Source organism: Rhodococcus sp. NPDC127593 (genome assembly GCF_042671975.1).
Lineage (GTDB): Bacteria > Actinomycetota > Actinomycetes > Mycobacteriales > Mycobacteriaceae > Rhodococcus_F.
Window position 1 is genome coordinate 1 of the sequence record NZ_JBHXWI010000103.1, and the last position, 25,202, is coordinate 25,202.

A 25,202-nucleotide genomic window follows, 5' to 3' on the forward strand; every position below is an offset into this window, starting at 1 on the left:
ACCATCGAGGCGGCGGGAAGAACGATCTCCTCCAACGCGACGGTTCCCTTGACGTACTCCAGGAAGAGCTCGATGTTGCCCTGGAGGGTCGACCCGAATGCGAACAGATCGGCGGCGGTGATCGCGGTCATGTCGGGGTCGCCGCGGTGGAGCATGACCCGGCCCAGGCACCACGTCAGACTGTGCGGCGGCGGCCTCGGCGTGGGTGGCATACGATCCCGTCCTGTCGTCCAACGACGGCGCGGTAACTCCAGAAGGGAAACCCGAGCCGTAGTCGCCTGTGCACGTGACTGCTCGGTGCGTGTCCGGATTGTGCACCTCTTCCAGCGGTCCGCAGAGTGGGGAGGCGAAGCGGTGGTCGGCGTTAGTCGTGGATTGGGGTGTCCGCGGTCGGCGAGCCGCGCCGGTGCGACGGTCACGTGATCGGTCCTTGCCGGTTCGGGTGCGCATCTGGTACGCCACTCCATTTCGGTCGTGACAATCGCGCTGGGTCGGCAGTCCATGACCGCGGGCAGTTAGGGACCTATGAAAATCGCTCGGGATCGGCTGTGGGGTAGATCACATTCTTCACCGCTCTGGCGATCGGGATCCAGCCGGAGGGCCATTTTAAGGGCGCTTCGACCGTCTCGGCGAATCGCTCATCCGCATTTGAGCGGCGGTCTTCTCGGGTGTGGTCGTGCGAGCCGTTCGGCCAGGCGAACTGCTGGTCGCAGCGCTGGGGTGCGATTTAGCGAAAGTACGGGCAGGGGCTCGTCTTCAGCGATGTCATTGCCCACGAAACGAACGAAAGACCGCGATGTGAGTTGAATTGCCGCGCCGCCAACGGTGCTGACGTCTTCGACCAGTATCTTGACTAATTCCAGAAAAGTGACTCATAGTGTGCGCGTGCCCTCGACGACGAATTACGCCGACCAGCTGCGTCTCGCTGACTTGCGCGTGACGCGTCCTCGGGTAGCAGTGCTGGAGGCGGTGCACGCGCATCCGCACGCCGACACGGAGACGATCCTCGGAGAAGTGCGTGCAGTGCTTCCCGGTGTGTCTCAGCAGGCGGTGTACGGCATTTTGCACACGGCGACTGCTGCCGGTTTGGTGCGCAAGATCCAGCCGGCGGGTTTGGTGGCTCGCTACGAGACGCGAGTCGGTGACAACCACCACCATGCCGTCTGCCGGTCCTGCGGAACGATCGCGGATGTCGACTGCACCACCGGTGAAACACCCTGCGTCACCGCGTCGTACGACAACGAATTCTCCGTGGACGAGGCGGAGATCATCTTCTGGGGCCTATGCGCCGACTGCTTCGCAATGCACATTTTGTAGCCACCCCACGCAAGACAGCCCGATTTATCCCCTTGATTATCCCCTTTTGGAAGGAAAGCCGTGTCTGACACCACCCGGACTCTCGCAGAAGAGCACCCGCCCATCGCTGAGGCCCAAACGGAACCTGCGGAGAGCGGCGGCTGCCCCGTCGCGCACGGTCGGCTCGAGCATCCGACTCGGGGCGGCGGTAACCGTGACTGGTGGCCGAACCAGCTCAATTTGAAGATCCTGCAGAAGAACCCCGCCGTGCGTAACCCCATGGACGAGGACTTCGACTACACCCGGGAACTGGAGAATCTGGACTTCGAGGCCCTGAAACGGGACATCGAGGAGGTCATGACGACCTCGCAGGACTGGTGGCCCGCCGACTACGGCCACTACGGCCCGCTGTTCGTCCGGATGGCGTGGCACGCCGCGGGCACCTACCGCGTTACCGACGGCCGCGGTGGTGCCGGCGCCGGGATGCAGCGCTTCGCGCCGCTGAACAGCTGGCCCGACAACGCCAACCTCGACAAGGCACGGCACCTGCTGTGGCCGGTGAAGAAGAAGTACGGCAAGACCATCTCGTGGGCCGACCTGATTGTCTTCGCCGGCAACTGCGCCCTCGAGTCGATGGGTTTCGAGACTTTCGGCTTCGGCGCGGGCCGGGTGGATCAGTGGGAGCCCGAGGAAGACGTCTACTGGGGTCCGGAACTCACCTGGCTCGGCGACGAGCGTTATACCGGTGACCGGAACCTCGAAAAGCCGCTCGGTGCGGTCCAGATGGGTCTGATCTACGTCAATCCCGAAGGCCCGAACGGCAACCCGGATCCGCTCGTCGCGGCCACGGACATCCGTGAGACGTTCGCCCGGATGGCGATGAACGATGTCGAAACCGCTGCACTGATAGTCGGAGGTCACACCTTCGGCAAAGCCCACGGCGCCGGCCCCGCCGACCTGGTCGGCCCGGAGCCCGAAGCCGCACCGCTCGAGGAACAGGGCCTGGGCTGGAAAAGCTCCTTCGGCACAGGTAAGGGCAAGGACGCCATCACCAGTGGCCTCGAGGTGACGTGGACACCCACCCCGACCACGTGGGACAACAGCTTCCTGGAAACCCTGTACGGCTACGAATGGGAGCTGTCCAAGAGTCCCGCCGGCGCCAACCAGTGGATCGCAAAGGACGGCGCCGGTACCGGCACCGTTCCCGACGCCTTCGACCCCTCGGTGCGGCACGCCCCCACCATGCTGACGACGGACCTCTCCCTGCGGATCGACCCTGCCTACGAGAAGATCACCCGTCGCTGGCTCGACCACCCCGAGGAGCTCGCGGACGAATTCGCCAAGGCCTGGTACAAGCTGACCCACCGCGACATGGGCCCGATCGGCCGCTACCTCGGCCCGCTCGTGCCCGGCGAGACCCTGCTGTGGCAGGACCCCATCCCCGCGGTCGACCATGAGCTCATCGATGCCGGTGACATCGCGTCGCTCAAGCGCCAGATCCTCGGATCCGGACTGACTGTCGCCGAACTGGTTTCGACCGCGTGGGCGTCGGCGTCGTCGTTCCGTGGCAGCGACAAGCGGGGCGGTGCCAACGGCGGCCGGATTCGCCTCGAGCCGCAGGCGAGCTGGGAGGTCAACAACCCGGCCGAACTCGCCCAGGTGGTGCGGACCCTGGAGGGCATTCAGGAGTCCTTCAACACCGCCCAGACCGGGAACAAGCGGGTCTCGTTCGCCGACCTGGTCGTGCTCGGTGGCGCTGCGGCGGTCGAGCAGGCCGCGAAGGACGCCGGCTACGACGTGGAGGTGCCGTTCACGCCCGGTCGCACGGACGCGACGCAGGAGCAGACCGATGTGGACTCGTTCGCTGCGCTCGAACCGGCAGCGGACGGTTTCCGCAACTACCTCGGCGACGGCAACCGTCTGCCGGCGGAATTCCTGTTGGTCGACAAGGCGAACCTGCTGAACCTGAGCGCACCCGAACTCACGGTTCTCGTCGGTGGCCTGCGGGTGCTGGGTGCGAACTACAACACCGGGTCGGAAGAGGGCGTCTTCACCGCGAGGCCGGGGACGCTGACCAACGACTTCTTCGCGAACCTGATCAACCTCGGCACGACCTGGGCGTCGAGGTCCGCGGACTCGGAGATCTACGAGGGTCGGGATCGCGTCACCGGTGAGGTGAAGTGGACCGGAACCCGCGTCGACCTGGTGTTCGGGTCGAACTCCGAACTGCGCGCTCTCGCGGAGGTGTACGCCTCCGACGACGCACAGCAGAAGTTCGTGCGGGACTTCGTCTCCGCGTGGGACAAGGTGATGAACCTCGACCGGTTCGACATCGCCTGAGTGCAAGAAGGCAACCAGCGTGATGCTGGTTGCCGCTGATGGATGCATCCCGTGAGCACACGCTCGCGGGATGCATCCGTAGCACCTCGCTATCCGATGCCGCTTGCAATGTACTGCGGAACATAATTTCTCGGATTGCAGCAGTGTCCGCCAGCTCCGCCGGACGGCCCCGTTCGCTCAATTCACCTATTGGGTGGATAGGTGCCTATACCTACCCGGGCACAGTGCCGACTCCGGATCGGAAGCTGGGTGTCCGCGGTGGGGCAGCTCGGCGGTTGTGGGCCCGCCGAGTAGGGCGCGCTCTCGACACAGGTCCGGGCGCAACCCCTCCGCGCTGCAACCCGTAGTTGACATTCCTATGGAAGTTTGGACTGCACCCATTTGCAGGGCAATGGCGTTGAGCTTTCTGAGAGAGTGTTTTGAAAGTGCTCGATTCGGGCGCGGAAGACCGGCCGGTGGCGGCATGATTGGGGCCGTGGTTGCTCGCAGGAAACGTCGCAAGCCGACGCCGTATCCGTCCGATCTGACCAATTCCCAATGGGAGTTGATCGCACCGATGGTGCCCATGGCGCTGCCGGGCGGTCGCCCGGCGATCCACGATCGACGGCGGATCGTGGAAGCGATCCTCTACGTCAACCGCACCGGTTGCTCGTGGCGGCAGCTCCCACACGACTTCCCGCCCTGGCAGACCGTTTTCGGGTACTTCCAGCGATGGAACGAGTCCGGGGTGACCGACCGCATCCACGACGCGCTGCGGGCGAAGCTCCGTGACCGTAGCGGCCGGGATCCGATGGCGTCGGCGGGGATGGTCGACGCGCAGGCGGTCAAGGGCGCCGACACGGTCGGCACGGACACCCGCGGATGGGACGGCGGGAAACGGGTCAACGGCAGGAAGCGACACGTGGTCACGGACTCGCTGGGCCTGTTGGTGGTCGTGCTGGTGACCGCGGCGAGCGTGCAAGACCGCGACGGCGGGCGCCTGGCGTTGTCCCGGGCGAAGACAGTGATGCCATCGAACGGACCCTGGCGTGGATCGTGCGTTGCCGTCGACTCGACCACGACTACGAACGCCTCCCCGCGCACTCGGAGGCGATGATCAAATGGGCAATGATCGGACTGATGACCCGACGACTCGCCCCCGCCCGCGGACGACGCCCCTGGCAGTCGACCCGCGCGGCTTGACACTTTCAAAACACTTTCTTATGCCTTGGGTGAGCAACTTCATCCGCCGGAGTCGATCCCTGGCGGTCCCGCCGCGCATCTGACAAAGCGTGAGCTGGAGGTTGCTGATCTGATCGCTGAGGGCCTGACGAATAAGGAGATCGCTGCTCGCTTGGTGGTTTCCCTTCGCACCGCTCGAGGGCATGTCGAAGACCTTCTTACGAAGTTGGGATTCACTTCACGAGCACAGGTCGCGGCATGGGTCGTCGCAACACGCAGGGGGAATTCTTGAGCTCGTGACCAAAAGCTAGGCTCGTGGGGGGATGGCCGATACAGGGCATGTCCGCGGCCATCGTCGAAGCTCTCACCACGGCTCGCGTCCTCGGCCTCGGACTCGAAGAATGGCTCGCCACAATATCGCCGACGAAGTGACCCGGCCGACGCCGCCACGACTGCATATGAGTTCGCTGGCCTTGCGGCGCTGGTGCTGAGCGAGTTCGTCGAGTTTGTTGCGTAGTGGCAGTGGCTGGCCGTTTGGGGAGCGCCGCTGATGTCCGCGTTCGGCGACAGGGACGGGTTGCCGGCGCCGGCCCTCTCAAGCAGGGCCCGGGCCATCACGCGGCGTTGTTGCAGCGCGTGGCGGTGGCCGAGTCCGTGGGCAGCGTCATGTCGTTCTTGGCCCGCGATCGGTCGCTGCACACGCGCGGTCGCCGCTCGACTGGGAAACGGGGGGTACAGGGAGCGGCCACCGAGCTGGTATTCGCCGATGTCACCGCGTTCACGCAACCGGCTGACGCGGTTGCGCCGGTTGCTGCCGCACGAGTGCAGCACGTCGCTCGTGTGTTGGGCGCATCTGAGGGTGGGGCCGCGGACCTTACGATGGCAGCCGAGCGCTCCGGTGGCGTTCTCGATCGCGGATGGTGTTCGTGCAGGTCGGGTCGGGTGGTGCTTATGCTCAATCTCGGGAGTTCCGCCGAGCGAAGAGGTGCATCGACATGGCCCGAAACAGTGGCAGCCGGCCGGTAGGTGACCCGAACCTGGACCGGGATTCGGCTGTGCGGACGCCGGGCCGTCACCGGGGAGAATGATCGGCGGCCGCCGCTTCGTGGCCGCTTCTGGGCGGCGTCAAACATCGTGCACACGAATTGCTCTACTAGTCAGTCGATTACATGAATGATGTGGAGGAGGTCCTGAAGGGGGTACGTCGATCTCACCGCACGATCTGTCGGGTATGCCTGAGCCGCGCCTGACGGCTCTTGCATGTGGGTGTTGTTCGGAACTGGGGCTTCTGGCTTACCGTCTCGGGAGATGCAGTCTCGGCTACTTGCAGAACCCCGAAGGGATGGATGCGTTAATTCTCTGGGAATGCAGCGGCATTGAGGGGCCTGCCGGGGTTAGCGCGCAGCGATGCTCGCTCATTGCGCGTATCTGCGACGTGACTCGTTGGGACTCAGATCGCGGGGACCACGCCTGCTGGGGTCAAGTCGTCGACCCTCGTTGCGAAACGTGTAACTCCGCGGAAATAGGCGTCACGCAGACGATGCAGCGCCTATGTGACGCCGCGCTCGGAGTAGGCGGATTTCGATTAGGGCTGCTAAGTTTTCCCTGTATACGGAGTGAGCGCTCCGGTTGTAGGGAGAATCTATGGAAACCGCTTCACGGCGGGCGCATTATCAGCTGACGTTTGCGGTTCTGACTGTTGGTGTCGGTGCCTTTGCCTTGCTGCAGTCACTGGTGATGCCGGTGCTGCCCACCCTCGAGTCGGCGCTGGGTACGACACAGGCGGATATCACGTGGGTGTTGACTGCCTACCTGTTATCGGCGTCGATTTTCACTCCGGTGATGGGACGACTCGGCGATATGCACGGCAAGAAGCGCGTGTTCGTGGTGGCCCTCGTTGCGCTGGCGGTGGGGTCTGTGCTGGCAGCCCTGGCCACGTCCCTGTCGGTGATGATCGCGGCTCGGGTGATCCAGGGGATCGGCGGCGGGGTGCTGCCGCTGGCGTTCGGGATCATCCGTGACGAGTTCCCGGAGGAGAAGGTGGTGGGAGCGGTTGGCATGATCGCTGCGCTCACCGCTGTCGGTGCCGGTCTCGGCATCGTCCTTGCCGGACCCATCGTGAGCGTGCTGGGTTACCACTGGCTGTTCTGGATTCCGCTGATCATGGTCGTGCTGGCGGGGTTGGCCGCGCAGATCCTGGTCCCGGAATCCCGTGTTCGCACTGCCGGGAAGATCAACTGGCTCACCGCCCTGTTGCTGTCCGGGTGGCTGGTCGCGTTGTTGCTCGGGGTGAGTCAGGCGCCTGCGTGGGGGTGGGGTTCTCCGATCGTCATCGGGCTGCTGGTGGCTGCCGCAGTCCTCGTGGCGGCCTGGGTGACGGTGGAATCGCGGTCGGCCAACCCGCTGATCGACATGACGATGATGCGGATCCGCAGCGTGTGGGCCGCCAACCTGTTGGCGTTGCTGATGGGGGTCGGCATGTACGCCGCGTTCGGCTTCCTGCCGCAATTTCTGCAGACACCCGCGTCGGCCGGATACGGCTTCGGTGCGTCGGTCACCGAGTCGGGTCTGATGCTGCTGCCGGTGAGCGTGGGCATGTTCGCGCTCGGACTCGCCTCCGGCCGCCTGGCGGCGCGACTGGGTTCGACAAACCTGCTGATCGCCGGGTCGATCGTCAGTGCGGTCGGGTACTTCGTGGTGGCGCTTCGGCACGAGACCGAGATGGACATCTACCTCGCGATGTCGTTGGTCGGGATCGGTTTCGGCCTGGCTTTCTCGGCGATGTCGAATGTTGTCGTCGCCGCGGTGCCACCGGAACAGACCGGTGTCGCGAGCGGCATGAACGCGAACATCCGCACGATCGGCGGCGCGCTGGGGGCGGCCTGCATGGCCACCGTTGTCACTGCCGGGGCGTCCTCGTCGGGGGTGCCGCAGGAATCCGGCTACACCCACGGCTTCATCATGCTGGGTGTCGCGGTTGGTCTCGGCGCCGTCGCGGCCCTGTTCATCCCGGCAATGAAGCGGGACACGAGCACAAATCTCGAGCAGTCGCCCGGGCTGCGACACCCGGAGCTCGCGATGGTCGCGGGAGGCACGCTGGTGGGCGACGAATCCGAATGAGGTCCGATGTGAGCGTTCACGAGAGTGGCAAGGCGCTGCGCCGCGACGCCGCGGAGAATCGACAACGGCTCCTCGATGCGGCGGCGACCGTGTTCAGTGCGCGCGGCCTCGATGTGGGTGTCGACGAGATCGCCCGGGTTGCCGGCGTCGGCGTCGGCACCCTCTACCGCCGGTTCCCCACCAAGGATGCGTTGATCAGTGAACTGGTTCGCCAGGTGCTCGAGGACTTTGTGGCCCTGGCCCGGGATGCGCGTTCCGCGCCGGTGGGCGAGGGGCTGGAGCAGTTGCTTTACGGTAGCGGTGCCATCCTGGCGTCGAACCGCGGATGCCTGTCGCGTATGTGGAACGACGACGAGACCACCGTTCTCAGGAATGAATATCGCCAGATCCTGGTCGAGTTGCTGGCGCAGGCCAAGCGGCACGGCCGCATCCGCGAGGATGCCACGGACGCGGACCTGGAGTTGGTTCTGTGGTCACTACGCGGTGTCGTCGCGACGACCCGCGGCGTCACCGACATCGGGTGGCGGAGAATCCTGGCCGTGATGATCGCGGGATTGCGGCCCGGCGCAGAGACGCTCGGAGTGCCGCCGATGAACTCCGAGCACGTCGCGCACATCAAGGAACTGCTCGATACTCGATAACGGCCTTTGCGTCCGTTCCCGGCCGGGGTGCTTGGCGAAATCTTTTGTCGCAACGAATGCGAGGTGAATCACTGTTCACCCCGTGGTGCGCATGGTGGAAGATGCTCGACTCGACAAATGTTGGTGAGGAAGCTTGATGAATCCCGTAGTCACACAGCCCGAATTCCGTGGTGCCGGTGTCACCCTTGCCGCCGACCGGTGGGACCCACCGGCACAGATTGCCGGCGGATCAGGTGCCGACAGGAAGGGCTTGGTCCTGTTGTTGCACGGCGGCGGGCAGACCCGGCATTCCTGGCGGAACACCGGGCGCAGCCTCGCGGCGGACGGTTGGTCCGCGATCGCGCTGGACGCACGTGGGCATGGAGACAGTGAGTGGGCGCCGGACGGGGACTACGGCATCGATGCGCTGGTCGCCGACCTGACCTCGATCATCGGCGAACTGGGGGAGAATCCGGTACTCGTCGGTGCCTCGATGGGCGGGATGACGTCGTTGATCGGGCAAGGGGAGAACCCGGAGCTCGCCCGCGGTCTGGTTCTGGTCGATATCGCGCCGAAGGTGGAAACGGCCGGCACCGCGGAAATCATGGACTTCATGCGCAGCGGCCTCGACGGTTTCGAAAGCCTCGACGATGCGGCAGCGGCGATCGCGGCGTACACCCCGAACCGTGTCCGCAAGCCCAACCCGCACGGGTTGCGAAAGAACCTTCGCCTGCGTGATGGCCGCTGGTATTGGCATTGGGATCCGGCGTTCCTACGCCAGGGTGACGAACCCACTCGCCAAGCCGACTCGATCGTGCGCTACGAACGCGCCCGGCACGCCGCCGCAGCAATCAGCGTTCCGACGATGCTCGTCCGTGGCAAGCAATCCCACGTGGTCAGTGAAGAAGGCGCCAAGGAACTGCTCGAGCTGATTCCGACCGCCACACTGATCGATGTCGCGGGGGCCGGTCATATGGTTGCCGGCGACGACAACGATGTCTTCAGTGGGGGATTGAAGGAATTCCTCGACGAAGACGTCGCCGCATCGCGTCACTGACGCCGATCGATGCCATCGGAATTTGTCCTCCAGCCATCGGATGTTGACTGCCAAAGAATGATTCGGGTCAATCTGGAGCGACCGCAAACGCAGCGGCCATGGTGGGGATTCACAGGTGCGCCAGCACGGGGAACAGGGAGATCGCGGCGACGGTGATCCCCGCGGCGCCGGCAACGACGCCCAGTAGGGCCCGCAACGATGCCGCCTCGTCATCGACCACCGCGGACCGCGAGGTGGTGATGGCGCCGCAGACCACCGCGGCCACTCCCAGGAGGAAGCCGAGTCCGACCACCCAGAACGACGCAACAGACAACGCGCCCAGGGAGATCGCACTGCGGGCAACCACGAACCATGCTGCTCAGCAATCTCGTTGCCGTCGACAGAGGAACACAGGCGGGAGACGGTGACGGTCGTGCATGTAGCGGCACAGAGTTCGTATCCGACGAGGTCGCCGCGTTCGCACAACCGGTTGGCGGGGCCCAGCCGGTTGCTGTCGCGCGAATGCAGCGAGTCGGTTGTGTGCTGGGCGCATCTGAGTGTCCGCCGGCGGCAACGTGGCAGTCGACTGCTCCGGGGCTGTTCGATCTCGGATGGTGTTCGTGCAGGTCGCCTCGCGTACCGGGCCGGGTGGTGCTTATGCTCGATTTCGGGAGTTTCACCGAGCGAAGAGGTGCATCAGCATGGACCGAAACAGTGGCAGCCGGCCGGTCGGTGGCCCGGAGTTGACGGTCGGTGTCCGGGTGCTGGTCCGCAGGAGCGCCGGGGCCGATCTTACCGGTGAGGTGGTCGAGGATTATGCGGCGGTGACCGACCCGGGTGGCGGCGGGCACGAGTGGGCGCCGGTGCATCGGTGGGCGGTCGCGCTCGACGACGGGCGGCTGGTTTTTGCCGACACCGAGGACCTGACGATCGATCCGGGTTCCTACCGCTCCGCCGCGAGCCCGGACCGGGATTTGGCCGTGCGGACGCCCGGCCGACACCGGGGAGAATGATCGGCGGCAGCCGCTTCGTGGCCGGTTCTGGTCGGCGTCGAACATCGTGCACACGAATTGCGCTAGCAGTCAGCCGATTACATGAATGACGTGGATGAGGTCCCGGAGGGGGTACTTCGATCTCACCGCATGATCTGTCGGGTATGCCTGAGCCGCGCCTGACGTGTTTTGCGCTGTGGTGTTGTTCGGAACTGGGGCTTCTGGCTTACGGTGTCGGGTATGAGAGGTGATGAGGCTCGCGTGGCCCGGGACTTCGCGCGGTGGTTGTCATCTCAGGGCTGGACGGTGGTGACCGATACGGGGTTGTCGACATCGTTGCCGAGAAGGACGACCACCTGCTCTACGCCGAGGTCAAGGGTGCGACCGCCGCTCCGGGGTTGGATGTCGATACCGCGATCGGGCAGCTGGTGAGGCGGATGCCGAGCGAGGCGGATCAGTCGGTGTCGTTTGCGTTGGTCGTGCGGGACGAGCCTGGATCGGTGGACGCGGCGGTGCGGGCGCCTCAACGGATTCTCGATCTGTTGGGGATGGCGCTGTATGCGGTCGATGAGGACGGTGGCGTGCGGCAGCTCTTCGGCCGCGCATGAACACTGCCCCGCCGCGAGCGGGACGGACAGCAGTGTGGAGATATCATCGCCAGGTCCCGCGAGAGTGGGGTAGTGCGGTGATGGGGCGGTAGCTCAGTCGGTTAGAGCCGTGGACTCATAATCCATTGGTCGCGGGTTCGAGCCCCGCCCGCCCCACCGCGCCGTCGGGAACCAGTGGAGGGGCGATGGCCGGCGGTCGCTCCGGCGGGGCAGGTGTGTGCGATGCAGTGACAGTGGCGGACGCCGCTCAGCCTTGAGGTGTCCGGGTCCTCGGATGATCCGACATTCTCAGGCGCAGTCCCGGCAGATCAGCAGCGCAGTGTCGGCGAGGCGGCTGCGGTGGTGGACCAGGAAGCAACTGGTGCAGGTAAATTCGTCCGCCTGCTTGGGGATGACGCGGACGGTGAGTTCTTCACCGGACAGGTCGGCGCCGGGCAGTTCGAAGGATTCGGCGGTGTCGGTGTCTTCGACGTCGACGACGGGGGACTGGGTGTCTTTCCGGCTGGCGGTCAGCTGTTCGAGGGAGGTGTCCGGCTCGTCGGATTCGGTGACTCGTGGTGCGTCGTAGTCGGTGGCCATGGCTGTTCTACTTTCACGCTCTGGGTGTTCGGATCCGCCAGGTTAGAGGGTCCGTTGAGGCGACACATTCGCGGGGTCGGGCCGGGCGGCGGGTGCGCCGGGCGTGGCGGGCGCGCTCGGTCTCGGACATGCCACCCCAGATGCCATAAGACTCGGTGGCGGTGAGGGCGTAAGCGCGGCAGTCGTCGAGCACGGGACAGTCTTGGCAGATCTGTTTGGCGGCGCGCTCACGCCGGGCACGGACGTTGCCGCGTTCACCATCGGGGGAGAAGAACAGGTCGGTATCGGTGCCGCGGCATAAGGCGCGGTGCTGCCAGTCCCGGTCGAGGGAGTGGTGGAAATGATCAGGCACAGCGGGAGGAGTCGCTTTCGAAAGGGGAGCGGTGAGCCGATCCGTCGGTCAGGGCGGGCGCGCGGGTGTGGCGGGCCTGGGCGTGTGGCCGGGGATGTGTGCCAGGCAAATCGATGTCGGGGCGCTGGGGGTGGGCAGGACCTTATTGGTAACCGGGTTGGACTGTAGTGTGTCAGCACATGGCATTCCGAAAATGTTGTGCGACATAATGTTTCGGCACATCGCGGTGTACTTCCGGTGCCCGGGAGCTGGCAGTCGGGTGGCGGCAGTGACAGGCCAGAGTCCGGGGCTGTGATCGGTTCGACGCCGCGGCCGCAGGGCGTGTCGGTGCGGTGATGCCTGGGCTCGACATCGGGGGGACCGGGATGAACCCGGATGATTCACACTCGGTCACCTCTGACGAGGTGGTGAACGGTGTGCAATTGATGGTAGCGACACGGCGAATGATACCGAAGGGTATCGCTCGAAAGTAACTGGCGTCACATCCACCGTCTCGTTCGCCGGCGTCGCCGACGACCGGCAGGCGCCGGATCCACCTCGTCCGGAGGATTCAGCTGTTCCCCTGAGTGGCGTGGTGTGCACTTCGGCTCCTCTCCAACGGTGCCTGTCCGGGTCGGCAACGGGACGTCGTACCCCGTCGCTCCGACAGACGTTCCGCTCGTGGGAATCGCCGGTGACTGGCACGTGGAGCGCGCGCACCTGGACACACGGTCTTACGATACTTACACTTGTCTATATCGTAAGAAACGTAGTACTCGGGTGGAGCGGGTCATCATGAGCAAAGAAGACGGCAACGCAGGTCGCACCCGGAATCGGGTCGTGAATCGCGGCGCGGGCCGATTCGGGTTTACTGCCGCGAGCCGGTGGCCCGGCCGCACCGGTGGCGCCGCCGGTCGTTCCCTGCACGGCTCGTCCCAGCCTGTACGTGGTAATCGCGTCGCGGTGGAGCCGCGGATCGCCGGTGGCCGGGCGGGCGGGACGCAGGTTCGGGAGCACCCGAGGAGTGCGCAGGAGTGGCAGCGGGAGATCACCCGTGTGGTGTCCTCGTTCGAGGGTGCGTCGCGGCGCCCGGCCGGCGGCATCGAGATCGACTTCGAGCTCCGGTTCGATCTCCGGGCGACGGGGCTGGCGCTGGATTGGCTCACCGACGCGTTCCGCACCGCCCTGGACGCCGCCGATCTCGCCGACACCGGCGCTGTGGTGATGCGGGCGCTGTTCGACACCAGCGACACCGACGTGGTCACCATCCACCTGCAGCGGCTGCCCCGTGCCACCCGCGCCGCCCTCACCGAGGGCGGCGCGGGTGACCGGGCGCCGCGCACCGAACGGGGTCTCGCCGATCCGGCCCCGACCCTCACAGCGGAGACCGATCCGCATGGACAGGTCGAATTGGAGACCGCGACCGGCAACCTCACCTACCCGTCCCCGCTGTCACTCTCAAGCGACACGATCTCCTCGACCGAAGTCTCGGAGATCCTCTCCCCATCAGGCAACGTGAACCGTGCCCTGGCCAACGCCAAACGGAAAGCTCATCAACTCCTCGGCCTGAAGGTCGGCAACCAGTACCGGTATCCGCTGTTCCAGTTCGACCGCGAGCGCAAACAAATCCGCCCCGTCGCCGAGCACGCGAACCGGCTCATGGAATGCGACCTCGACCCGTGGGGAACCCTGGACTGGTGGTTCACCGAAAACCCACTGATCGGTGACCAGCGGCCGGTGGACCGCCTTGCCGCGCACACGCTGACCGAGGCCGAGGTGGAGCTGATGGTGGCGGCCGAGCAGATGGGCATGGACTGACACCGGTGACCGAGCGCTACAACGGCCGGCCCCCGCAGACCCGGGTGATCCCCGCCGGCACCACACTGCACCGGATCTCCGGTACCGGATCCCCGTACCCACCGAACTCGTTCAATGCCAAAGGCATCCGTGCACTCGGTGACCCGTTGCAGGGGCGGTTCGAGCCGATCGACGACTCCCACGGCGGCTACCTGTACGTCGCCTTGTCTCTCGCCGGAGCTGTCGCGGAAGGCATCCTCCGCGACATCCCCATCCCCCGGTCGGGGATCGTGCGCCGCACACGGCTCGCCGGCAAGACGCACACCCGGATGGTCCTCGGCCGCGATGTCACCGTGGCCTCCCTCCTGGACGGCGACCTCCGATCGCTGAACCTGTCCGGGACCCTGGTCGGCTGTGACCGTGGCGCCTACACCTGGTCCCGCACCACCTGCCATCAGATCCTGGGCGCCGACCCGCACACCGACGGGGTGATCTACCGCTGCCGAAACAACCCCGCCGAACTCGCCCTGATGCTGCTCGACCGCGGAGCCCTCGACTCGGCCGCACTTCCCATCGCCGAATCCAATGACGTGCTGACCGACCCGGGTGCCTTCGCCGAGGTGGTCAAGGTCCTCGACGAGGTCCACCACCTGAGATACGTGGGGGCGGGCAGCGCCCGAGTTCCGTAGCCCCGTCCTCGAGAACGGTCACGCACGTTGGACGCGCACCCCGCGCCCATGACGCAGCGTCCGCAACCCGCGTTGGGATCGGAACTCGTTGGGAGAGTGAGGTCTCCGGTGTGGGGTCTCTCTCGGTCTCCTCGCGGCCGTGATAGTGGGCTCGAACACCTTCCCACCGTTATTTTGTGCTGGACTGCGTTTCGCGTCATGGCAGTCTCGAGGCCTTCGGTGCATGTGCGGAGGTACCCCCGTGTTCACTGCCCATCAGCGGAACCGATTGCAAGGAAACCGAGTTCGTATACTCTCCCCGACTGAAGGAAAAACGCCAGGCCGGGTTGGTCGCAGTGGTCCAGCAGTCGTTGGGCACCGCCGACAGACGGTGCTCTGTATGGTCCTGATGGACGACAAGGGTGAGGCACGGGTCCTCGGAAATCAACGCGGCCCGCGCGTGATCGGACGCCGTATTTTATCCGCTGGCGGTGAGAGGGCCGAATGCCGCTACTGTGTGCGTCGACGATTGCCCGGCGAATAGGGAGACAATATGGCGGTATCACCGAGGGGTTCTGCAGGTTCGGCGAAAAAGACGACCAAAGAAATTCGTGAGTGGGCGATCGGGGAGGGTTTGGAGGTGTCTTCCCGCGGCCGGATTTCGGTCGAGATCGAGCAAGCCTTCCATGACGCGCAGGCGAAAAGGGCTCAGGCTGAACCGGAGCCGGTGAAGAAGAACTCGAAGAAGGCAATCGCGGAGACGACAGCGGTGAAGAAGAAGACCGTAAAGAAGGTGCTCGGGGAAAAAGCCCCGGCGAAGGCTGCGTCGGCGAGCGAGGCTCCAGCGCAGAAAACGACCAAGGAGATTCGCGAGTGGGCGATCGGGGAGGGTTTGGAGGTGTCTTCCCGCGGGAGGATTCCGGCCGGGATCGAGCAGGCCTTCGACGACGCTCAGGCGAAGAAGACTCAGGTCAAAGCGGCGCCGGCAAAGAAGACGGCGGCGAAGAAGGTAGCCGCGAAGAAGACCGCCGCGGCAGATCTGGTCAAGGCGACAGCGGCGAGCAAAGCTCCGGCGGGGAAAAAGATGGGCACGGCGAAGGCGGCTGCGGAGAAGCCGACCGGGAAGGCGGCCGTGAAGAAGCAGGTCGCGGCGAAGGTTCCGGTGAAAAAGGCAGTGGAGAGTAAAGCCCCGGCGAAGTCGACGACCAAGGAGATTCGTGCGTGGGCGATCGCGGACGGCCGCGAGGTGTCCTCCCGCGGAAGGATTCCGGCCGAGATCGAGCAGGCCTTCCACGACGCTCAGGCGAAGAAGGCGCAGGTCAAACCGGCGCCGGTAAAGAAAACGGCCGCGAAGAAGACAGCTGCCAAGAACACGACTGCGGCGGCGGCTCCCGTCAAGAGAGTAGCGGCGAGTAAGGCTCCGGCGAAGAAGACAGTCGCGACGACGACCGCCTCGACGAAGAAGTCCGGGAAGAAGACAGTCACGGCGAAGCAAACTTCGGAGAAAACGGCCGTGAAGAAGTTGGTCGTGGCGAACGCGCCGGTAAAGAGGGCAGTGGTGAGCAAGGCTCCGGCGAAGAAGTCTTCGAGGGAGATTCGTGAGTGGGCGATCGGGGCGGGCCATGAGGTGTCCTCCCGCGGCCGGATTTCGGTCGAGATCGAGCGAGCCTTCCATGATGCTCAGGCCGCGATGCCGGTCGCGTGAGTTGCGACATTGTCCTGATGCACAGCGTGACCATCTGCCGCGAAGGCTATGACCCTGTGGGGATCAGAATCCTCGGCGGTGGGTGGTTGTCCGGGCAGCGGTGCCGGGGAGGGGTGTGAGGTATCCGGGCGTGCCTGATTTGACGATTCCCGCGCGGAGTGGATCGCGAAAGCCTCATATACGTCGGGAACCGCCGGTGGTCGCGGTTGCCGCCATTTTGAGCATCTTTCGGTGACACGATAGGCGGGTGGGGAGACAGAGCGGGATCTTCGGGGTTGTGGGCTTGGTCGTCGGGCTGGTGGCGGTGGTGGTGCTCGTCGCGATTCCCGCGCGGCCGTACACGGTGGTGACGTCGTTCCAGCCGGCGTGGACTGATCCATCGATTGTGTCGGTGATTGTGCTCGTCGGCGCCGCGGTGGCCGGGGCCGGTTGCGGGGTGGTGCTGTGGCTGTCCGGGTGGCGGGTGGTGCGGGACGCGGCGAGTGCGGACGAACGCCGCCGTCGGCGCACTTTCCTGCTCGGCCGGACAGTCGCCGCAGCCCTCGGCGGTATCGCCCTGGGGTTGTCGCCGATGCTGGTGTTGCTGTATGTCGTGTTCACGGCCACCGTGGGCATCGCGGTGGAATGGGCTGTGGTGCTGGTGCTCTACGCCGGCAGCGCGGTGCTGGCCTACGGGTGCGCACTGCTTGCTGTGTGGTGGGTGTTGGCCGCGGCGGCCGATGGTCGGCGCGCGGGAACCGTGCGGATGCTGGCGGTGTTGCTCCCGGTGGGTGCGTTGGCGGCGACGGCCGCGGCGGCCGATGGTCGGCGCGCGGGAACCGTGCGGATGCTGGCGGTGTTGCTCCCGGTGGGTGCGTTGGCGGCGACGGCCGCGGGTGTGGGCGCCGCTGGGCTGTTCGGGTATTCCACCGTCCCTGCGACGTTCGTGTGCGTCGTCACGGTGGTGGCCGCCGTGCTGACGGCCACCGTGGCGTTGGCTCGGGTGCTGACCCGGGTCCCGGCTCCGGCCGCAGGTACCGGCACCGGGTGACCGCTGCCGACTCCTCGCGTCCTCGACCGCCCGCCGAGGTCGTCTCCGCGCCGGCCGAGGGACGCGAGCACCCATGTCGAGCCGGGGCGTGCCTCGTTCGCCTTTAGGGGTTATTCGGTGATGGTGGGCGGTTCGGTCAGGAACGGGCGTACCTCGCGCCATTCGTGGATGGGTTTCCCGCCGGCTCCGGGGGCGGCCGACAGCTCGCCGGCCAGTTCGAGTGCCCGCTGGTGAGTGTGGACGTCGATGATCATCCAGCCGGCGATGAGGTCCTTGGTCTCGGGGAAGGGGCCGTCGGTGACCGGTGCGCGGCCTTCGCCGTCGTAGCGGACGAACAGTCCGTCGGGGGAGAGCGCTTGCCCGTCGACGAACTCACCGGTGCGTTCGAGTCGGTCGGCGAAGTCCTGCATGTACTGGATGTGGGCGGAAATTTCCTCCGGGCTCCACTGGTCCATCGGGACGTCGTTGACCGGGGTCGGGGCGCCGCGGTAGTGCTTGAGCAGCAGGTACTTGGCCATGGTGTCTCTCCTCGGTGGTGCGCCCCATTGTGGTCGCGTTCAGTGCAGGGACGGAGCCGCGGACGGATTCTCGACATCGCCGCCAAGGAACTTCTCGAGGGACTCGTATTCGACGCCGCCCAACACACAGAGCAACCCCGTCAAACCCCCGATCTCATCGAGATCGGCACCTCGGGGCACGACGTTGCGCCGACGCGGGCATCTGCGACGACCGCGACCTCGCGCCGCCTCGCCGCGGTCACGGAGCTCGCCGCACGCCCGTCGACCGGCGTGCGCCGTCGTGGCGGTGCTCCGGGTGGCGTCGTTGCCCGTGGTTAGGGCGCGGCGGCGCGTTGGCAGTTGGGGCAGTGGGTTTCGTCGGTGTGGGTGACCGTGATGTGCCGGGGGATGAGGGCGGCGAGGAGCCGCGGGTGGATGTGGGGGTGGGTCAGGGGGAGGTCCAATAGTTGCCCGGTGCGGTCGTGGGCGACGGTGATGGCGTTGTCGCAGTCCCAGAGGGCGAGGGCGTGGTCGTCGTTGTAGGCGGTGCGGTAGCGGATGCCGTCGACTTTCGTTGCGGCCGGTTGGTCTTCGTAGATCGCCCTCGCCCTTTGTTGGGTGAGGCCGCGGTGTTCGTTGCCGGCGGCGAGGGCGGGCAGCGCCCCGATCGCCAGTGCCGCCCCGGGGGTGGTGAGGTCGTAGGTGACGATGTCGCGGGCCGGCCGGACTTGGGTGATCCGCCAGTGCGGGCACAGGGCGGCGACCCCGGCCTCACCGAATACCTCGCAGGCGCTGGTGGCGAGGTCCACGGCCAAATACAGCACCGCACGCCCGTCCGGGTCTATGGCGGGTGGGGTGGGGGTGTGGTGGTCGAAGCGGGCCAGTGGCCCGAACCGGCGGAAGGTGACACCGTTCGGGGTGAACCGATCCCGGTGATAGATCCGAAACCACGCCGTCGTGGTGGGGTCGGTGGGTGTCCAGGTCCAGCGGTGATCCGCCGACGGCAGGGGCCGCCTCGGGGCGGGGAGGGGCTTTACCATCCGGCGGCGGTCAGGCCGGTCGCGACGGTGATGACGTGGTCGCTGTCGCGGGCCATTTCCTGGGCGGGGGTGCGGCCGGCGAAGGTGGTGTTGGGGCGGGTCATCCACCGCGAGAGGCTGACTTCACCGCCGGGGAACGCGCGGGTGAGGCGGTCGAGGTCGGGCAGGACCGGGTCGGCCCGGTCGGGGGTGAACTGCCAGGTCGGGAACCGCCACTCCCGCCCGTCCTTGAGCCCGATGAGCCGCCCGTCGGCGGCCATGTCGGACACCGTCTGCCTGGAGACGCCGAGGATGTCCGCGACCTGGGTGCGGGTGAACGAGGCGGCGAGTTGCTCGCGCCGCTGATCGACCTGCAACTGCAGGTTCTCCTCCTCCAGGGTGACGGTCCGCGCGGGGGTCGGTGCTGGTCCCCATTCGTCGTCGGGGACGCTCGCGAGGTGACGGGCGGGCGCAGGCACCGGCAAAGGACCGGTGGGGGTGTTCGGGCCGGACTGCTCTTCCCGCAGGATCTGCGCGGCGATCTCGAGGGCCTCCACCTTCGTCTGGACGATCCGGGCCGGTGACCGCGGTGCCGGGGTGGTGATGGTCAGTTCGGTGACCCGCGACCACGCGGCACCCCCGCCGTCCTCGGCGACGGTCACCTTCCAGCCGCCGGCGCGGTGGCGGCGACCGGCGAGGTGGCGTGGTGCCCGCACATAGGGGGTGGTGTGCGGGGTGTGTCGTCGTGTCCCGGGCATGGTGTACCTCCTGGGCTCCATTGTACGGGTAATGCGGGATATGCGGGAAGTGCGGACACGTTGGAGGACGGGCACCAAGTGAATGCCGGGGTTCCGGCTGGACGTTGCCGGCGCCGCAGCCGTGCAGGAAGGACAGCCTGGCAGCTGTCCATGGGAAGGCTAGGCAGCTGACCATGGGGAGGTCACTTCACCAGCACGTGTCTTGTATTCGATCCGATGAGATCCGCAGAGTGCGTGTCATCCCTGCTGGACACGTCGCGCACGGATGAGCGCGGTGGTGGGGTGTACAGCAGACTTGGCACATGACGGATCCGCTGTATGCCGACCTCACCGAACGTCTCGGTCGGGCTGTCGCTCGCGCTGCCATGGAGGGTGATCCCCTGTTCGGCACCGTGGAGGTCACCATCGAGGAGCTGGCGGAGTTGCTCGAACGCCAAGTCCCGCCCCGTGACCAGGATGCTGCACCGCACTGACGGTGCCTCTCGTGTGTGTCGAGCGGCTCGCTCTGATGTCCGCACACTTCAGGGCAGGATGAGACGGTGGGTGATCGAACCGCAGCAGACCTCGAGCGTGAACTCGCCATGCTCGCCCACGTACGCGACTGTCTCCGCGTGTCGGAGGGTGAAGACTTCCGCATCCCGACGACCGCGGTTGATGAGGTTCTCGATGAGCTGAACAGTGTCGAACGATCACCGTGAGATCGGACGTGGCTGAGGCGATGGAGCACCAGATCTGTGGCGGTCGCGATGCAGTTCACTTGTGGGCCGGGGACGGTGGTGGGTGGTATGGGTAGCCCGGATTTCGGCCGGAAATGCGTTGGCCGTGTTGGAAGTTCACAGGTACGCGAACATGGGGAACGGGCGATCGCGGAGACGATGATCCCCATCGGCGCCGCAACAACACCCGGCATGCCCCACATGGATTGGGTGCAGCCTGAGGCGGAGGCTGCTGGTGCTGAGCCGCGATGGCGGGTGGGTTCGGCCTGCTTGGGTCTGTCGTAGGTGGGTGTCAGAATGGGCGGTATGAGTTCTGGTGGATGGCGACGCCCGCTTCGGCGGGCGAGGGATGCGGTGCTCCTATCGCCGCCCCGGTCCGTCCTCATTCGGGGGTAGCGGGCCGGGGCGCATGAGCGCTGGAAGGCACCGCTTTGTCCCGTACCGATGCACATTCTCCTGTTTGGGTTCGTCTTCGTAGTGGCGAACTTTCTGTTGAACCGTGGCACGCCGACTGCCATGACGTCTGCGACCTCCCTGACCGGTTTCAGGGAGGTCGGGGCTGGTTGTCCGCGACGAGGTGCTTCTGGGTTTTCGCGTACACGGGCACCGGGATTTGCTCGTGTTCGCTGTGTCATGACGGTGGGGGTCATGCTAGTGATCTCCGTCGTGAGCGTCGCCGTACCGGGCGCATCCTCGCGGAGGGCTGTCGCCGGTGGGAAGCCGACGACACTACGGCTTTCGACGACATCGTTGTTCCGCATCGCAGGCGGGATTGGTGGAGGTGACCAGTAGGCGCCGTCACCTCAGTAGCAGGTATTGATGCAGGAACAGACGCGGCCCGGCGGGTCTCGTATCGGTGCAACCGTGCTGTACCCCGTCGGCTCTCGCCGGCGAGGGTGCCCTATCTCGCGGGCTACAACCACCAACGGGGTATTTGTATTGGCTCGCAGCGGTTTCGAGGACATGGCCGCGAGTTCGCGACCCGAGGGTGTGCGACGGTGCGGCGCGCCAATGACGTCGAATGTGCTGACTGGGTTGCCGCTCGCAGGGTCGCCGGGATGCGGCCTCCCGGGAGGGGCCGGTCTGTTCGCCCCTGGGTTGGGCGAGGCACTTCGGGCGGTGCCCGATTGTCTTCGCGGATTTCGGTCGATTCGAGTCTCCGCGGGTGGCCGCACGACGGTATCGAGACCCACGCCGCGAACCGATGCTTCCCGCGCGGCGCCGGAGTACCTCAGGTTGGCAATGCAGTCGTTGCCGGATCCAGTGAGGAGGGTTGGATGGAGGGTCCCTGTCGGGGACTCGGCGCGGGTCAGCTCCCGAAGATGGTTCCGAGTGACCCGGTGCCGGGCGGGGTGGGTGGTGTGGTGGTCGGCGGGTCGGTGGGCGTCGATGTTTTGGAGACGACGGAGACGGTGTCGTATTGGCTGGTGACATAGGCGTCGGCGCTGTTGGGTGTGACGGCGATGAGTTGGCCGTTCTCGGTGATGGGGACGGTAGCGGTGACGGTTAGGGTGGCGGTGTCGATGAAGGTAACTGCGTTGGTGGGGGTGCTGTGGGCGATGTAGGCGGTGTGTCCGTCGGGTGCGACGTCGATGCCGCTGGCGGCTGCCGCAACCGGAATGGTCGCGGTGACAGCGCGGGTTGCGATGTCGATGACGGACACCGAACCAGCGGTGAACCCGTCCATCCCGGTGACATACAGCGTGCGACCGTTGTCGGTGATGTCGATATCAAGCGGTGATCCGGAGGCAGGAATTCTGGCCGCCACCGTGCCGGTGGCGATGTCGACGACGTCGATCGCGTTGCCGGAACTGTCGGTGACGTAGGCGGTTCGACTGTCGGGGGAGACGGCGAGGAACATTGTCGTTCCTCCCAGTGCGAGGGTGTTGCTCACGGTATTGGTGGCCGTGTCGATGATCGTGAGGTGGCCGTCGAACTGGCTGGCGACGAGAACCTTGGTCCCGTCGGGGGTGACGGTGACACCGAGTGGGCCGTCGCCGACGGGGATCGTTGCGGTGACGGCGAAAGTGGTTGTGTCGATGACGGAGACGGTGTCGTCGCCGTTGCTGCCGGCGTACACGGTCTGGCCGGTGGGGGAGACGGTGACGCCGACGGGGAAGCTTCCGACCGCGAGGGTGTTGCGGACGGTTTTGGTGGCGGTGTCGATGACTGACAGCTGCCCGGGCGCGCCGTCGTCGCCGTGGGTGACGTAGGCCCGGGTACCGTCCGGGGAGATGGCGATTCCTTCTGCCAGCCCGTTGACCGGGATCGTGGCCGTGACCGCATAGGTGTCGGTCGGAGCCGTCCAGGCTGTGGGCGTGCAGAGCACGGTCGCGGTGGTGCCGACGGTCGCGCACAAGGCCACGCGCACGAGCGTCCGTGTGGCCGTGGGCCGGAGCCGATACGCCGTCATGGGTCCCCCTCGAGTTTCTCGTCCGCCCGATCGCCGGCCTGGATCAGCGTGACGCTACTTCCTCGGCGTCACGTGGTCACCGCTGGGTGTGCTGACAGGCAGTCCGGGCGCGGGTGGCCGAGAAGGACGGTGCACCTGTGTCATTCACGCGATATACATTTGTCATGGGGTGATGCATCTTCGAGCGGCGGGCGCCCGAGACCACCAGGGTCCCCAGGCTGGGTGGGGTCGGTATGGGTCACGAAGCGAGGTCCGGTGTGAGGGAAAGGGCGGCCTGCGCCAGCCACGGATTGTGGTAGCGGGCGTAGTTGCACGGTCCCGCCGCGGCGAGTCGGTCCGCGAGGTCCCTGGCGGCGGCGTCCAGCGGCAGTTCGGCGAACTGGTCGAGGCTGATGTCGTAGTCGATCCAACTGACGGCGACGGCATCACCACCGGCGGCTCGGTGAACCGGCGTCTCGAACAATAGGGCGTCGTACTGGTCCTGCAGTAACGCCACGGGACGCCCGGCAGCCTTCTCCAGGATCGATTGCGTGACGAATACTGTGCCGCTCAGGAGCGGCCCGTCTTCGTCCTCCACCCGGCACAGGTAGTAGGTCTCGATGGCACCGACGTTGACCGTGAACAACCGGCGGCTCTCGGCGGTCCTGTTGGTGGTCGGCAGGCAACTGACCGCCCACGCTTCCTGCTGCGTCGCCGCTGCGTTCGGGATGGCGGTGTCGAGGTACTCGCGCAGGATTGCCACGGCATCGTCGTGTTCGGGCAGGGACTCGAGTTCGCGAAAGTTCCTCTCGGAGGCCGAAGGGTAAGGCTTTCCGGTGGTGGGCATTGGGCTCCTGAAGGGTCCACATGACAACGTCAGTGAATGTCACGGCGGGATCGACCGGTGAGGACGACGCCCGAGGTAGAAGGGAAGGTCGCGCAATCTGGCAGGCCGGTGCGACGCGGTGGTCGGGAACGCGGCGGACCGCATTTCCGCCTGTTCGCCCCTTCCCGAATGGGATCCCGGCCGAACAGTTCTCCAGACCACACGACCTCACCAGGCCGGGCCCGAACGCACTTCGCCTCTGGTGGCTTCGCACACCAGACGAGGTGGCCGAACCAACGACGGCGAGGGCGACGGTCAGCCCGGGGCTGGATTGGGTGTCAGCCCGCGTAGGTCGTCGCGATTCCGTGCGATGCGTAGCCGATAACGCCCCCGATGACCGCGCCGATGATCGCGCCCGGTACCGCACCGACGACGAAGAAGGGGAGCCCAGCGATACCGCCGAGCACGCCGCCGATCGCTGCGCCGACACCGGTTCGCAGTTCTACGATGTCGCCGGGCGGCAGCGCCACATCTGTTGCGGGTAGTGCGGACACGGTTGCAGCGGGTCTGTCAGCGCTCTGCTGCGTTGACGTGGGCGCGTTGATGTGGGGCTGCGCGTTGGCTGAGGGTGTTGCGGCGGGCTGGAACAGCAGCAGCGCGGCCGCGAACAGTGCGAGAACGAGTGTGACGGGGGTCTTCATGGGATCTCCTCAGGTGTATGTGTCCTGCGTACTCATACCAGGTCCCGCGTATGGCTCGTCGATCGGCGAATACTTCACCCCTCCAATGTCATTCACCTGGTATACAGTCGTCGGCCGGGGCAGGGTGAGCATGCAGCAGATGGGGCGTTGACGTCGGATCCCACACCCCAGGTGCGCTGCCGGCGAACGGCCCCTCAACGGGAGAGCTGAGAATCTCACTGCTGAGTGCCCTTCAGCGTATCGGTGGCGCGGCGCGGCTGCATCCCTCTCGCAGTCCGCGATCCACACCAAGTGTGAGACTCAATCTCTCTCGGTGGCAGTGTCGTTCGGTCGAATGACATGGTTAGCGCCGGTGCTGTAGGTGTCCGGTTCGTCTGCTATCAATGCCCCTATGACAACTCCCGCGTCCTGGCAGCCCGATCCGGAGGATCCGCAGAACTCGCTGCGCTACTGGGACGGTGCGCAGTGGACCGGGCACACCCAGCCCCGCGTCCCGACAGGCGATCAGACGACGGTGCTCCAGGGGCCGACCGGCAGCGGGACGAAGCGGAAGAAGTGGCCGTGGGTGGCCGGTGCGGCCATTGTGGGTGTGATCGCGGTCGGGGCGTTCACCAACAACACTGAGCAGGCAAAACCGGCGCCGGCTGGTGTCGTCGCGACCAGCACGACCGCGGCGACCACCACGGCCCGGGTGACGACGTCCACCTCGACCTCGAACTCGACCTCTGGGGCTGCGTCGGCGACGTCGTCGGTGGCTCTTGCCCCGGCAGCCCCGACGACGACACCGGTAGCGGCGACCACGACGTCGGCCTACATCCCGCCACCTGCCACGACCCCGGCCTACGTCCCGCCACCGGTGGTGACCACACCGGCGTACGTGCCACCGCCGCCCGCGTACACCCCGCCGGCGTCCTCTGAGGTTTCCCCCGAACGGTGGACACGGGGGTTACATGATTTCAGGCGATTGCCACCTGTAGCGACCTCTCGAAACTGTCCGGGCTATGCATGCC

At 66.1% G+C, this 25,202-nt stretch carries 24 protein-coding genes, 1 tRNA gene and 4 pseudogenes; 18 read left to right on the forward strand and 11 right to left on the reverse strand.

The features are described from left to right. On the reverse strand, window positions 1-212 hold a 212-nt coding region (locus tag ACFVJ3_RS46525), incomplete at its 3' end, for a hypothetical protein (protein ID WP_378458515.1). Between the two features lie 673 nt (window positions 213-885). Here ACFVJ3_RS46525 and ACFVJ3_RS46530 point away from each other — a divergent pair. The 7 genes and pseudogenes from ACFVJ3_RS46530 (at window position 886) to ACFVJ3_RS46560 (ending at window position 9,594) form a co-directional block, all read left to right on the forward strand. After that, window positions 886-1,317, forward strand: coding sequence for a Fur family transcriptional regulator (locus ACFVJ3_RS46530; protein ID WP_378458516.1), 432 nt, complete (start codon window positions 886-888; stop codon window positions 1,315-1,317). Between the two features lie 60 nt (window positions 1,318-1,377). Beyond that, complete coding sequence (katG, locus tag ACFVJ3_RS46535; RefSeq protein ID WP_378458517.1) at window positions 1,378-3,636, forward strand: catalase/peroxidase HPI; 2,259 nt, start codon at window positions 1,378-1,380, stop codon at window positions 3,634-3,636. Window positions 3,637-4,099: 463 nt separating this feature from the next. Then, window positions 4,100-4,818 (forward strand): annotated as a pseudogene (locus ACFVJ3_RS46540) (IS5 family transposase). Window positions 4,819-4,831: 13 nt separating this feature from the next. Next, window positions 4,832-5,089: pseudogene (locus ACFVJ3_RS46545) on the forward strand (response regulator transcription factor); the annotation flags it as partial. Between the two features lie 1,352 nt (window positions 5,090-6,441). Next, window positions 6,442-7,917, forward strand: a complete 1,476-nt coding sequence (locus tag ACFVJ3_RS46550) for an MFS transporter (protein WP_378458518.1) — start codon at window positions 6,442-6,444, stop codon at window positions 7,915-7,917. Further along, window positions 7,914-8,558 carry a TetR/AcrR family transcriptional regulator gene (locus tag ACFVJ3_RS46555; protein WP_378458519.1) on the forward strand — a complete coding sequence of 215 codons (645 nt, stop codon included), beginning with the start codon at window positions 7,914-7,916 and terminating at the stop codon, window positions 8,556-8,558. Before ACFVJ3_RS46550 ends, ACFVJ3_RS46555 begins: the two co-directional genes overlap by 4 nt. Window positions 8,559-8,694: 136 nt before the next feature. After that, on the forward strand, window positions 8,695-9,594 hold the full coding sequence (locus ACFVJ3_RS46560) for an alpha/beta fold hydrolase (protein ID WP_378458520.1): 900 nt from the start codon (window positions 8,695-8,697) through the stop codon (window positions 9,592-9,594). A 109-nt stretch (window positions 9,595-9,703) separates the two neighbouring features. Here ACFVJ3_RS46560 and ACFVJ3_RS46565 read toward each other — a convergent pair whose 3' ends face one another. Beyond that, window positions 9,704-9,940, reverse strand: a complete 237-nt coding sequence (locus ACFVJ3_RS46565; RefSeq protein ID WP_378458521.1) for a hypothetical protein — start codon at window positions 9,938-9,940, stop codon at window positions 9,704-9,706. A 334-nt stretch (window positions 9,941-10,274) separates the two neighbouring features. On the opposite strand from ACFVJ3_RS46565, the gene ACFVJ3_RS46570 reads away from it, so the two are divergent. From ACFVJ3_RS46570 to ACFVJ3_RS46580, 3 genes and pseudogenes are all read left to right on the forward strand, one after another. Next, window positions 10,275-10,586 (forward strand): hypothetical protein, encoded by a 312-nt coding sequence (locus tag ACFVJ3_RS46570; protein WP_378458522.1) that lies wholly within the window; start codon window positions 10,275-10,277, stop codon window positions 10,584-10,586. A 240-nt stretch (window positions 10,587-10,826) separates the two neighbouring features. Beyond that, window positions 10,827-11,173: pseudogene (locus tag ACFVJ3_RS46575) on the forward strand (hypothetical protein). Window positions 11,174-11,255: 82 nt separating this feature from the next. Further along, window positions 11,256-11,329: transfer RNA gene (locus tag ACFVJ3_RS46580), tRNA-Ile, on the forward strand. 132 nt (window positions 11,330-11,461) lie between these two features. On the opposite strand, the gene ACFVJ3_RS46585 is transcribed toward ACFVJ3_RS46580, so the two are convergent. Then, a complete protein-coding gene (locus tag ACFVJ3_RS46585) occupies window positions 11,462-11,752 on the reverse strand; it encodes a DUF4193 domain-containing protein (protein WP_378458523.1) in 291 nt (96 codons plus the stop codon). A gap of 13 nt (window positions 11,753-11,765) precedes the next feature. After that, on the reverse strand, window positions 11,766-12,104 hold the full coding sequence (locus tag ACFVJ3_RS46590) for a WhiB family transcriptional regulator (RefSeq protein ID WP_378458524.1): 339 nt from the start codon (window positions 12,102-12,104) through the stop codon (window positions 11,766-11,768). Between the two features lie 774 nt (window positions 12,105-12,878). Here ACFVJ3_RS46590 and ACFVJ3_RS46595 point away from each other — a divergent pair. The 4 genes from ACFVJ3_RS46595 (at window position 12,879) to ACFVJ3_RS46610 (ending at window position 17,283) form a co-directional block, all read left to right on the forward strand. Then, window positions 12,879-13,901 carry a hypothetical protein gene (locus tag ACFVJ3_RS46595; RefSeq protein ID WP_378458525.1) on the forward strand — a complete coding sequence of 341 codons (1,023 nt, stop codon included), beginning with the start codon at window positions 12,879-12,881 and terminating at the stop codon, window positions 13,899-13,901. 5 nt (window positions 13,902-13,906) lie between these two features. Continuing rightward, a complete protein-coding gene (locus tag ACFVJ3_RS46600) occupies window positions 13,907-14,569 on the forward strand; it encodes an RES family NAD+ phosphorylase (RefSeq protein ID WP_378458526.1) in 663 nt (220 codons plus the stop codon). A gap of 532 nt (window positions 14,570-15,101) precedes the next feature. Then, a complete protein-coding gene (locus tag ACFVJ3_RS46605; protein WP_378458527.1) occupies window positions 15,102-16,253 on the forward strand; it encodes a histone-like nucleoid-structuring protein Lsr2 in 1,152 nt (383 codons plus the stop codon). Between the two features lie 247 nt (window positions 16,254-16,500). Beyond that, window positions 16,501-17,283 (forward strand): hypothetical protein, encoded by a 783-nt coding sequence (locus ACFVJ3_RS46610; protein WP_378458528.1) that lies wholly within the window; start codon window positions 16,501-16,503, stop codon window positions 17,281-17,283. Between the two features lie 110 nt (window positions 17,284-17,393). On the opposite strand, the gene ACFVJ3_RS46615 is transcribed toward ACFVJ3_RS46610, so the two are convergent. Then, a complete protein-coding gene (locus ACFVJ3_RS46615) occupies window positions 17,394-17,801 on the reverse strand; it encodes a YciI family protein (RefSeq protein WP_378458529.1) in 408 nt (135 codons plus the stop codon). A 42-nt stretch (window positions 17,802-17,843) separates the two neighbouring features. Here ACFVJ3_RS46615 and ACFVJ3_RS46620 point away from each other — a divergent pair, with 42 nt between their 5' ends. Next, the gene (locus tag ACFVJ3_RS46620; RefSeq protein ID WP_378458530.1) at window positions 17,844-18,119 is read left to right on the forward strand and encodes a hypothetical protein; all 276 of its coding nucleotides are present in this window, start codon (window positions 17,844-17,846) and stop codon (window positions 18,117-18,119) included. Here the strand turns inward: ACFVJ3_RS46620 and ACFVJ3_RS46625 are convergent. Both ACFVJ3_RS46625 and ACFVJ3_RS46630 read right to left on the reverse strand, forming a co-directional pair. Beyond that, the gene (locus ACFVJ3_RS46625; RefSeq protein WP_378458531.1) at window positions 18,116-18,820 is read right to left on the reverse strand and encodes an RES family NAD+ phosphorylase; all 705 of its coding nucleotides are present in this window, start codon (window positions 18,818-18,820) and stop codon (window positions 18,116-18,118) included. The genes ACFVJ3_RS46620 and ACFVJ3_RS46625 overlap by 4 nt on opposite strands. Next, on the reverse strand, window positions 18,814-19,557 hold the full coding sequence (locus ACFVJ3_RS46630; RefSeq protein ID WP_378458532.1) for a helix-turn-helix domain-containing protein: 744 nt from the start codon (window positions 19,555-19,557) through the stop codon (window positions 18,814-18,816). The genes ACFVJ3_RS46625 and ACFVJ3_RS46630 overlap by 7 nt, the downstream gene beginning before the upstream one ends. Before the next feature lie 302 nt (window positions 19,558-19,859). On the opposite strand from ACFVJ3_RS46630, the gene ACFVJ3_RS46635 reads away from it, so the two are divergent. Together ACFVJ3_RS46635 and ACFVJ3_RS46640 are read left to right on the forward strand one after the other, a co-directional pair. Beyond that, the gene (locus ACFVJ3_RS46635) at window positions 19,860-20,030 is read left to right on the forward strand and encodes a hypothetical protein (protein WP_378458533.1); all 171 of its coding nucleotides are present in this window, start codon (window positions 19,860-19,862) and stop codon (window positions 20,028-20,030) included. A gap of 66 nt (window positions 20,031-20,096) precedes the next feature. Further along, window positions 20,097-20,255, forward strand: coding sequence for a hypothetical protein (locus ACFVJ3_RS46640; RefSeq protein ID WP_378458534.1), 159 nt, complete (start codon window positions 20,097-20,099; stop codon window positions 20,253-20,255). Window positions 20,256-21,582: 1,327 nt separating this feature from the next. On the opposite strand, the gene ACFVJ3_RS46645 is transcribed toward ACFVJ3_RS46640, so the two are convergent. The 3 genes from ACFVJ3_RS46645 to ACFVJ3_RS46655 all read right to left on the reverse strand — a co-directional run bounded on the left by ACFVJ3_RS46645 (window position 21,583) and on the right by ACFVJ3_RS46655 (window position 24,192). After that, complete coding sequence (locus ACFVJ3_RS46645; protein ID WP_378458535.1) at window positions 21,583-22,686, reverse strand: hypothetical protein; 1,104 nt, start codon at window positions 22,684-22,686, stop codon at window positions 21,583-21,585. A gap of 238 nt (window positions 22,687-22,924) precedes the next feature. Beyond that, a complete protein-coding gene (locus ACFVJ3_RS46650; protein ID WP_378458536.1) occupies window positions 22,925-23,512 on the reverse strand; it encodes a hypothetical protein in 588 nt (195 codons plus the stop codon). A 317-nt stretch (window positions 23,513-23,829) separates the two neighbouring features. Next, window positions 23,830-24,192, reverse strand: a complete 363-nt coding sequence (locus ACFVJ3_RS46655) for a hypothetical protein (protein WP_378458537.1) — start codon at window positions 24,190-24,192, stop codon at window positions 23,830-23,832. Window positions 24,193-24,583: 391 nt separating this feature from the next. Here ACFVJ3_RS46655 and ACFVJ3_RS46660 point away from each other — a divergent pair. Further along, window positions 24,584-24,679 (forward strand): annotated as a pseudogene (locus ACFVJ3_RS46660) (DUF2510 domain-containing protein); the annotation flags it as partial. Between the two features lie 17 nt (window positions 24,680-24,696). On the opposite strand, the gene ACFVJ3_RS46665 reads toward ACFVJ3_RS46660, so the two are convergent. Further along, entirely contained in the window at window positions 24,697-24,993 is a 297-nt protein-coding gene (locus tag ACFVJ3_RS46665; RefSeq protein WP_378458538.1) for a hypothetical protein, read from the reverse strand. Between the last annotated feature and the right edge of the window lie 209 nt (window positions 24,994-25,202).

What these genes read in the sequence shown, in the direction of transcription:
- ACFVJ3_RS46550 (WP_378458518.1), top strand. Translation starts at nt 6,442, where the DNA reads ATGGAAACCGCTTCACGGCGGGCGCATTATCAGCTGACGTTTGCGGTT.
- ACFVJ3_RS46555 (WP_378458519.1), top strand. Translation starts at nt 7,914, where the DNA reads ATGAGGTCCGATGTGAGCGTTCACGAGAGTGGCAAGGCGCTGCGCCGC.
- ACFVJ3_RS46560 (WP_378458520.1), top strand. Translation starts at nt 8,695, where the DNA reads ATGAATCCCGTAGTCACACAGCCCGAATTCCGTGGTGCCGGTGTCACC.
- ACFVJ3_RS46570 (WP_378458522.1), top strand. Translation starts at nt 10,275, where the DNA reads ATGGACCGAAACAGTGGCAGCCGGCCGGTCGGTGGCCCGGAGTTGACG.
- ACFVJ3_RS46585 (WP_378458523.1), bottom strand. Translation starts at nt 11,752, where the DNA reads ATGGCCACCGACTACGACGCACCACGAGTCACCGAATCCGACGAGCCG.
- ACFVJ3_RS46595 (WP_378458525.1), top strand. Translation starts at nt 12,879, where the DNA reads ATGAGCAAAGAAGACGGCAACGCAGGTCGCACCCGGAATCGGGTCGTG.
- ACFVJ3_RS46605 (WP_378458527.1), top strand. Translation starts at nt 15,102, where the DNA reads ATGGCGGTATCACCGAGGGGTTCTGCAGGTTCGGCGAAAAAGACGACC.
- ACFVJ3_RS46615 (WP_378458529.1), bottom strand. Translation starts at nt 17,801, where the DNA reads ATGGCCAAGTACCTGCTGCTCAAGCACTACCGCGGCGCCCCGACCCCG.
- ACFVJ3_RS46625 (WP_378458531.1), bottom strand. Translation starts at nt 18,820, where the DNA reads ATGGTAAAGCCCCTCCCCGCCCCGAGGCGGCCCCTGCCGTCGGCGGAT.
- ACFVJ3_RS46630 (WP_378458532.1), bottom strand. Translation starts at nt 19,557, where the DNA reads ATGCCCGGGACACGACGACACACCCCGCACACCACCCCCTATGTGCGG.
- ACFVJ3_RS46635 (WP_378458533.1), top strand. Translation starts at nt 19,860, where the DNA reads ATGACGGATCCGCTGTATGCCGACCTCACCGAACGTCTCGGTCGGGCT.
- ACFVJ3_RS46645 (WP_378458535.1), bottom strand. Translation starts at nt 22,686, where the DNA reads ATGACGGCGTATCGGCTCCGGCCCACGGCCACACGGACGCTCGTGCGC.
- ACFVJ3_RS46650 (WP_378458536.1), bottom strand. Translation starts at nt 23,512, where the DNA reads ATGCCCACCACCGGAAAGCCTTACCCTTCGGCCTCCGAGAGGAACTTT.
- ACFVJ3_RS46655 (WP_378458537.1), bottom strand. Translation starts at nt 24,192, where the DNA reads ATGAAGACCCCCGTCACACTCGTTCTCGCACTGTTCGCGGCCGCGCTG.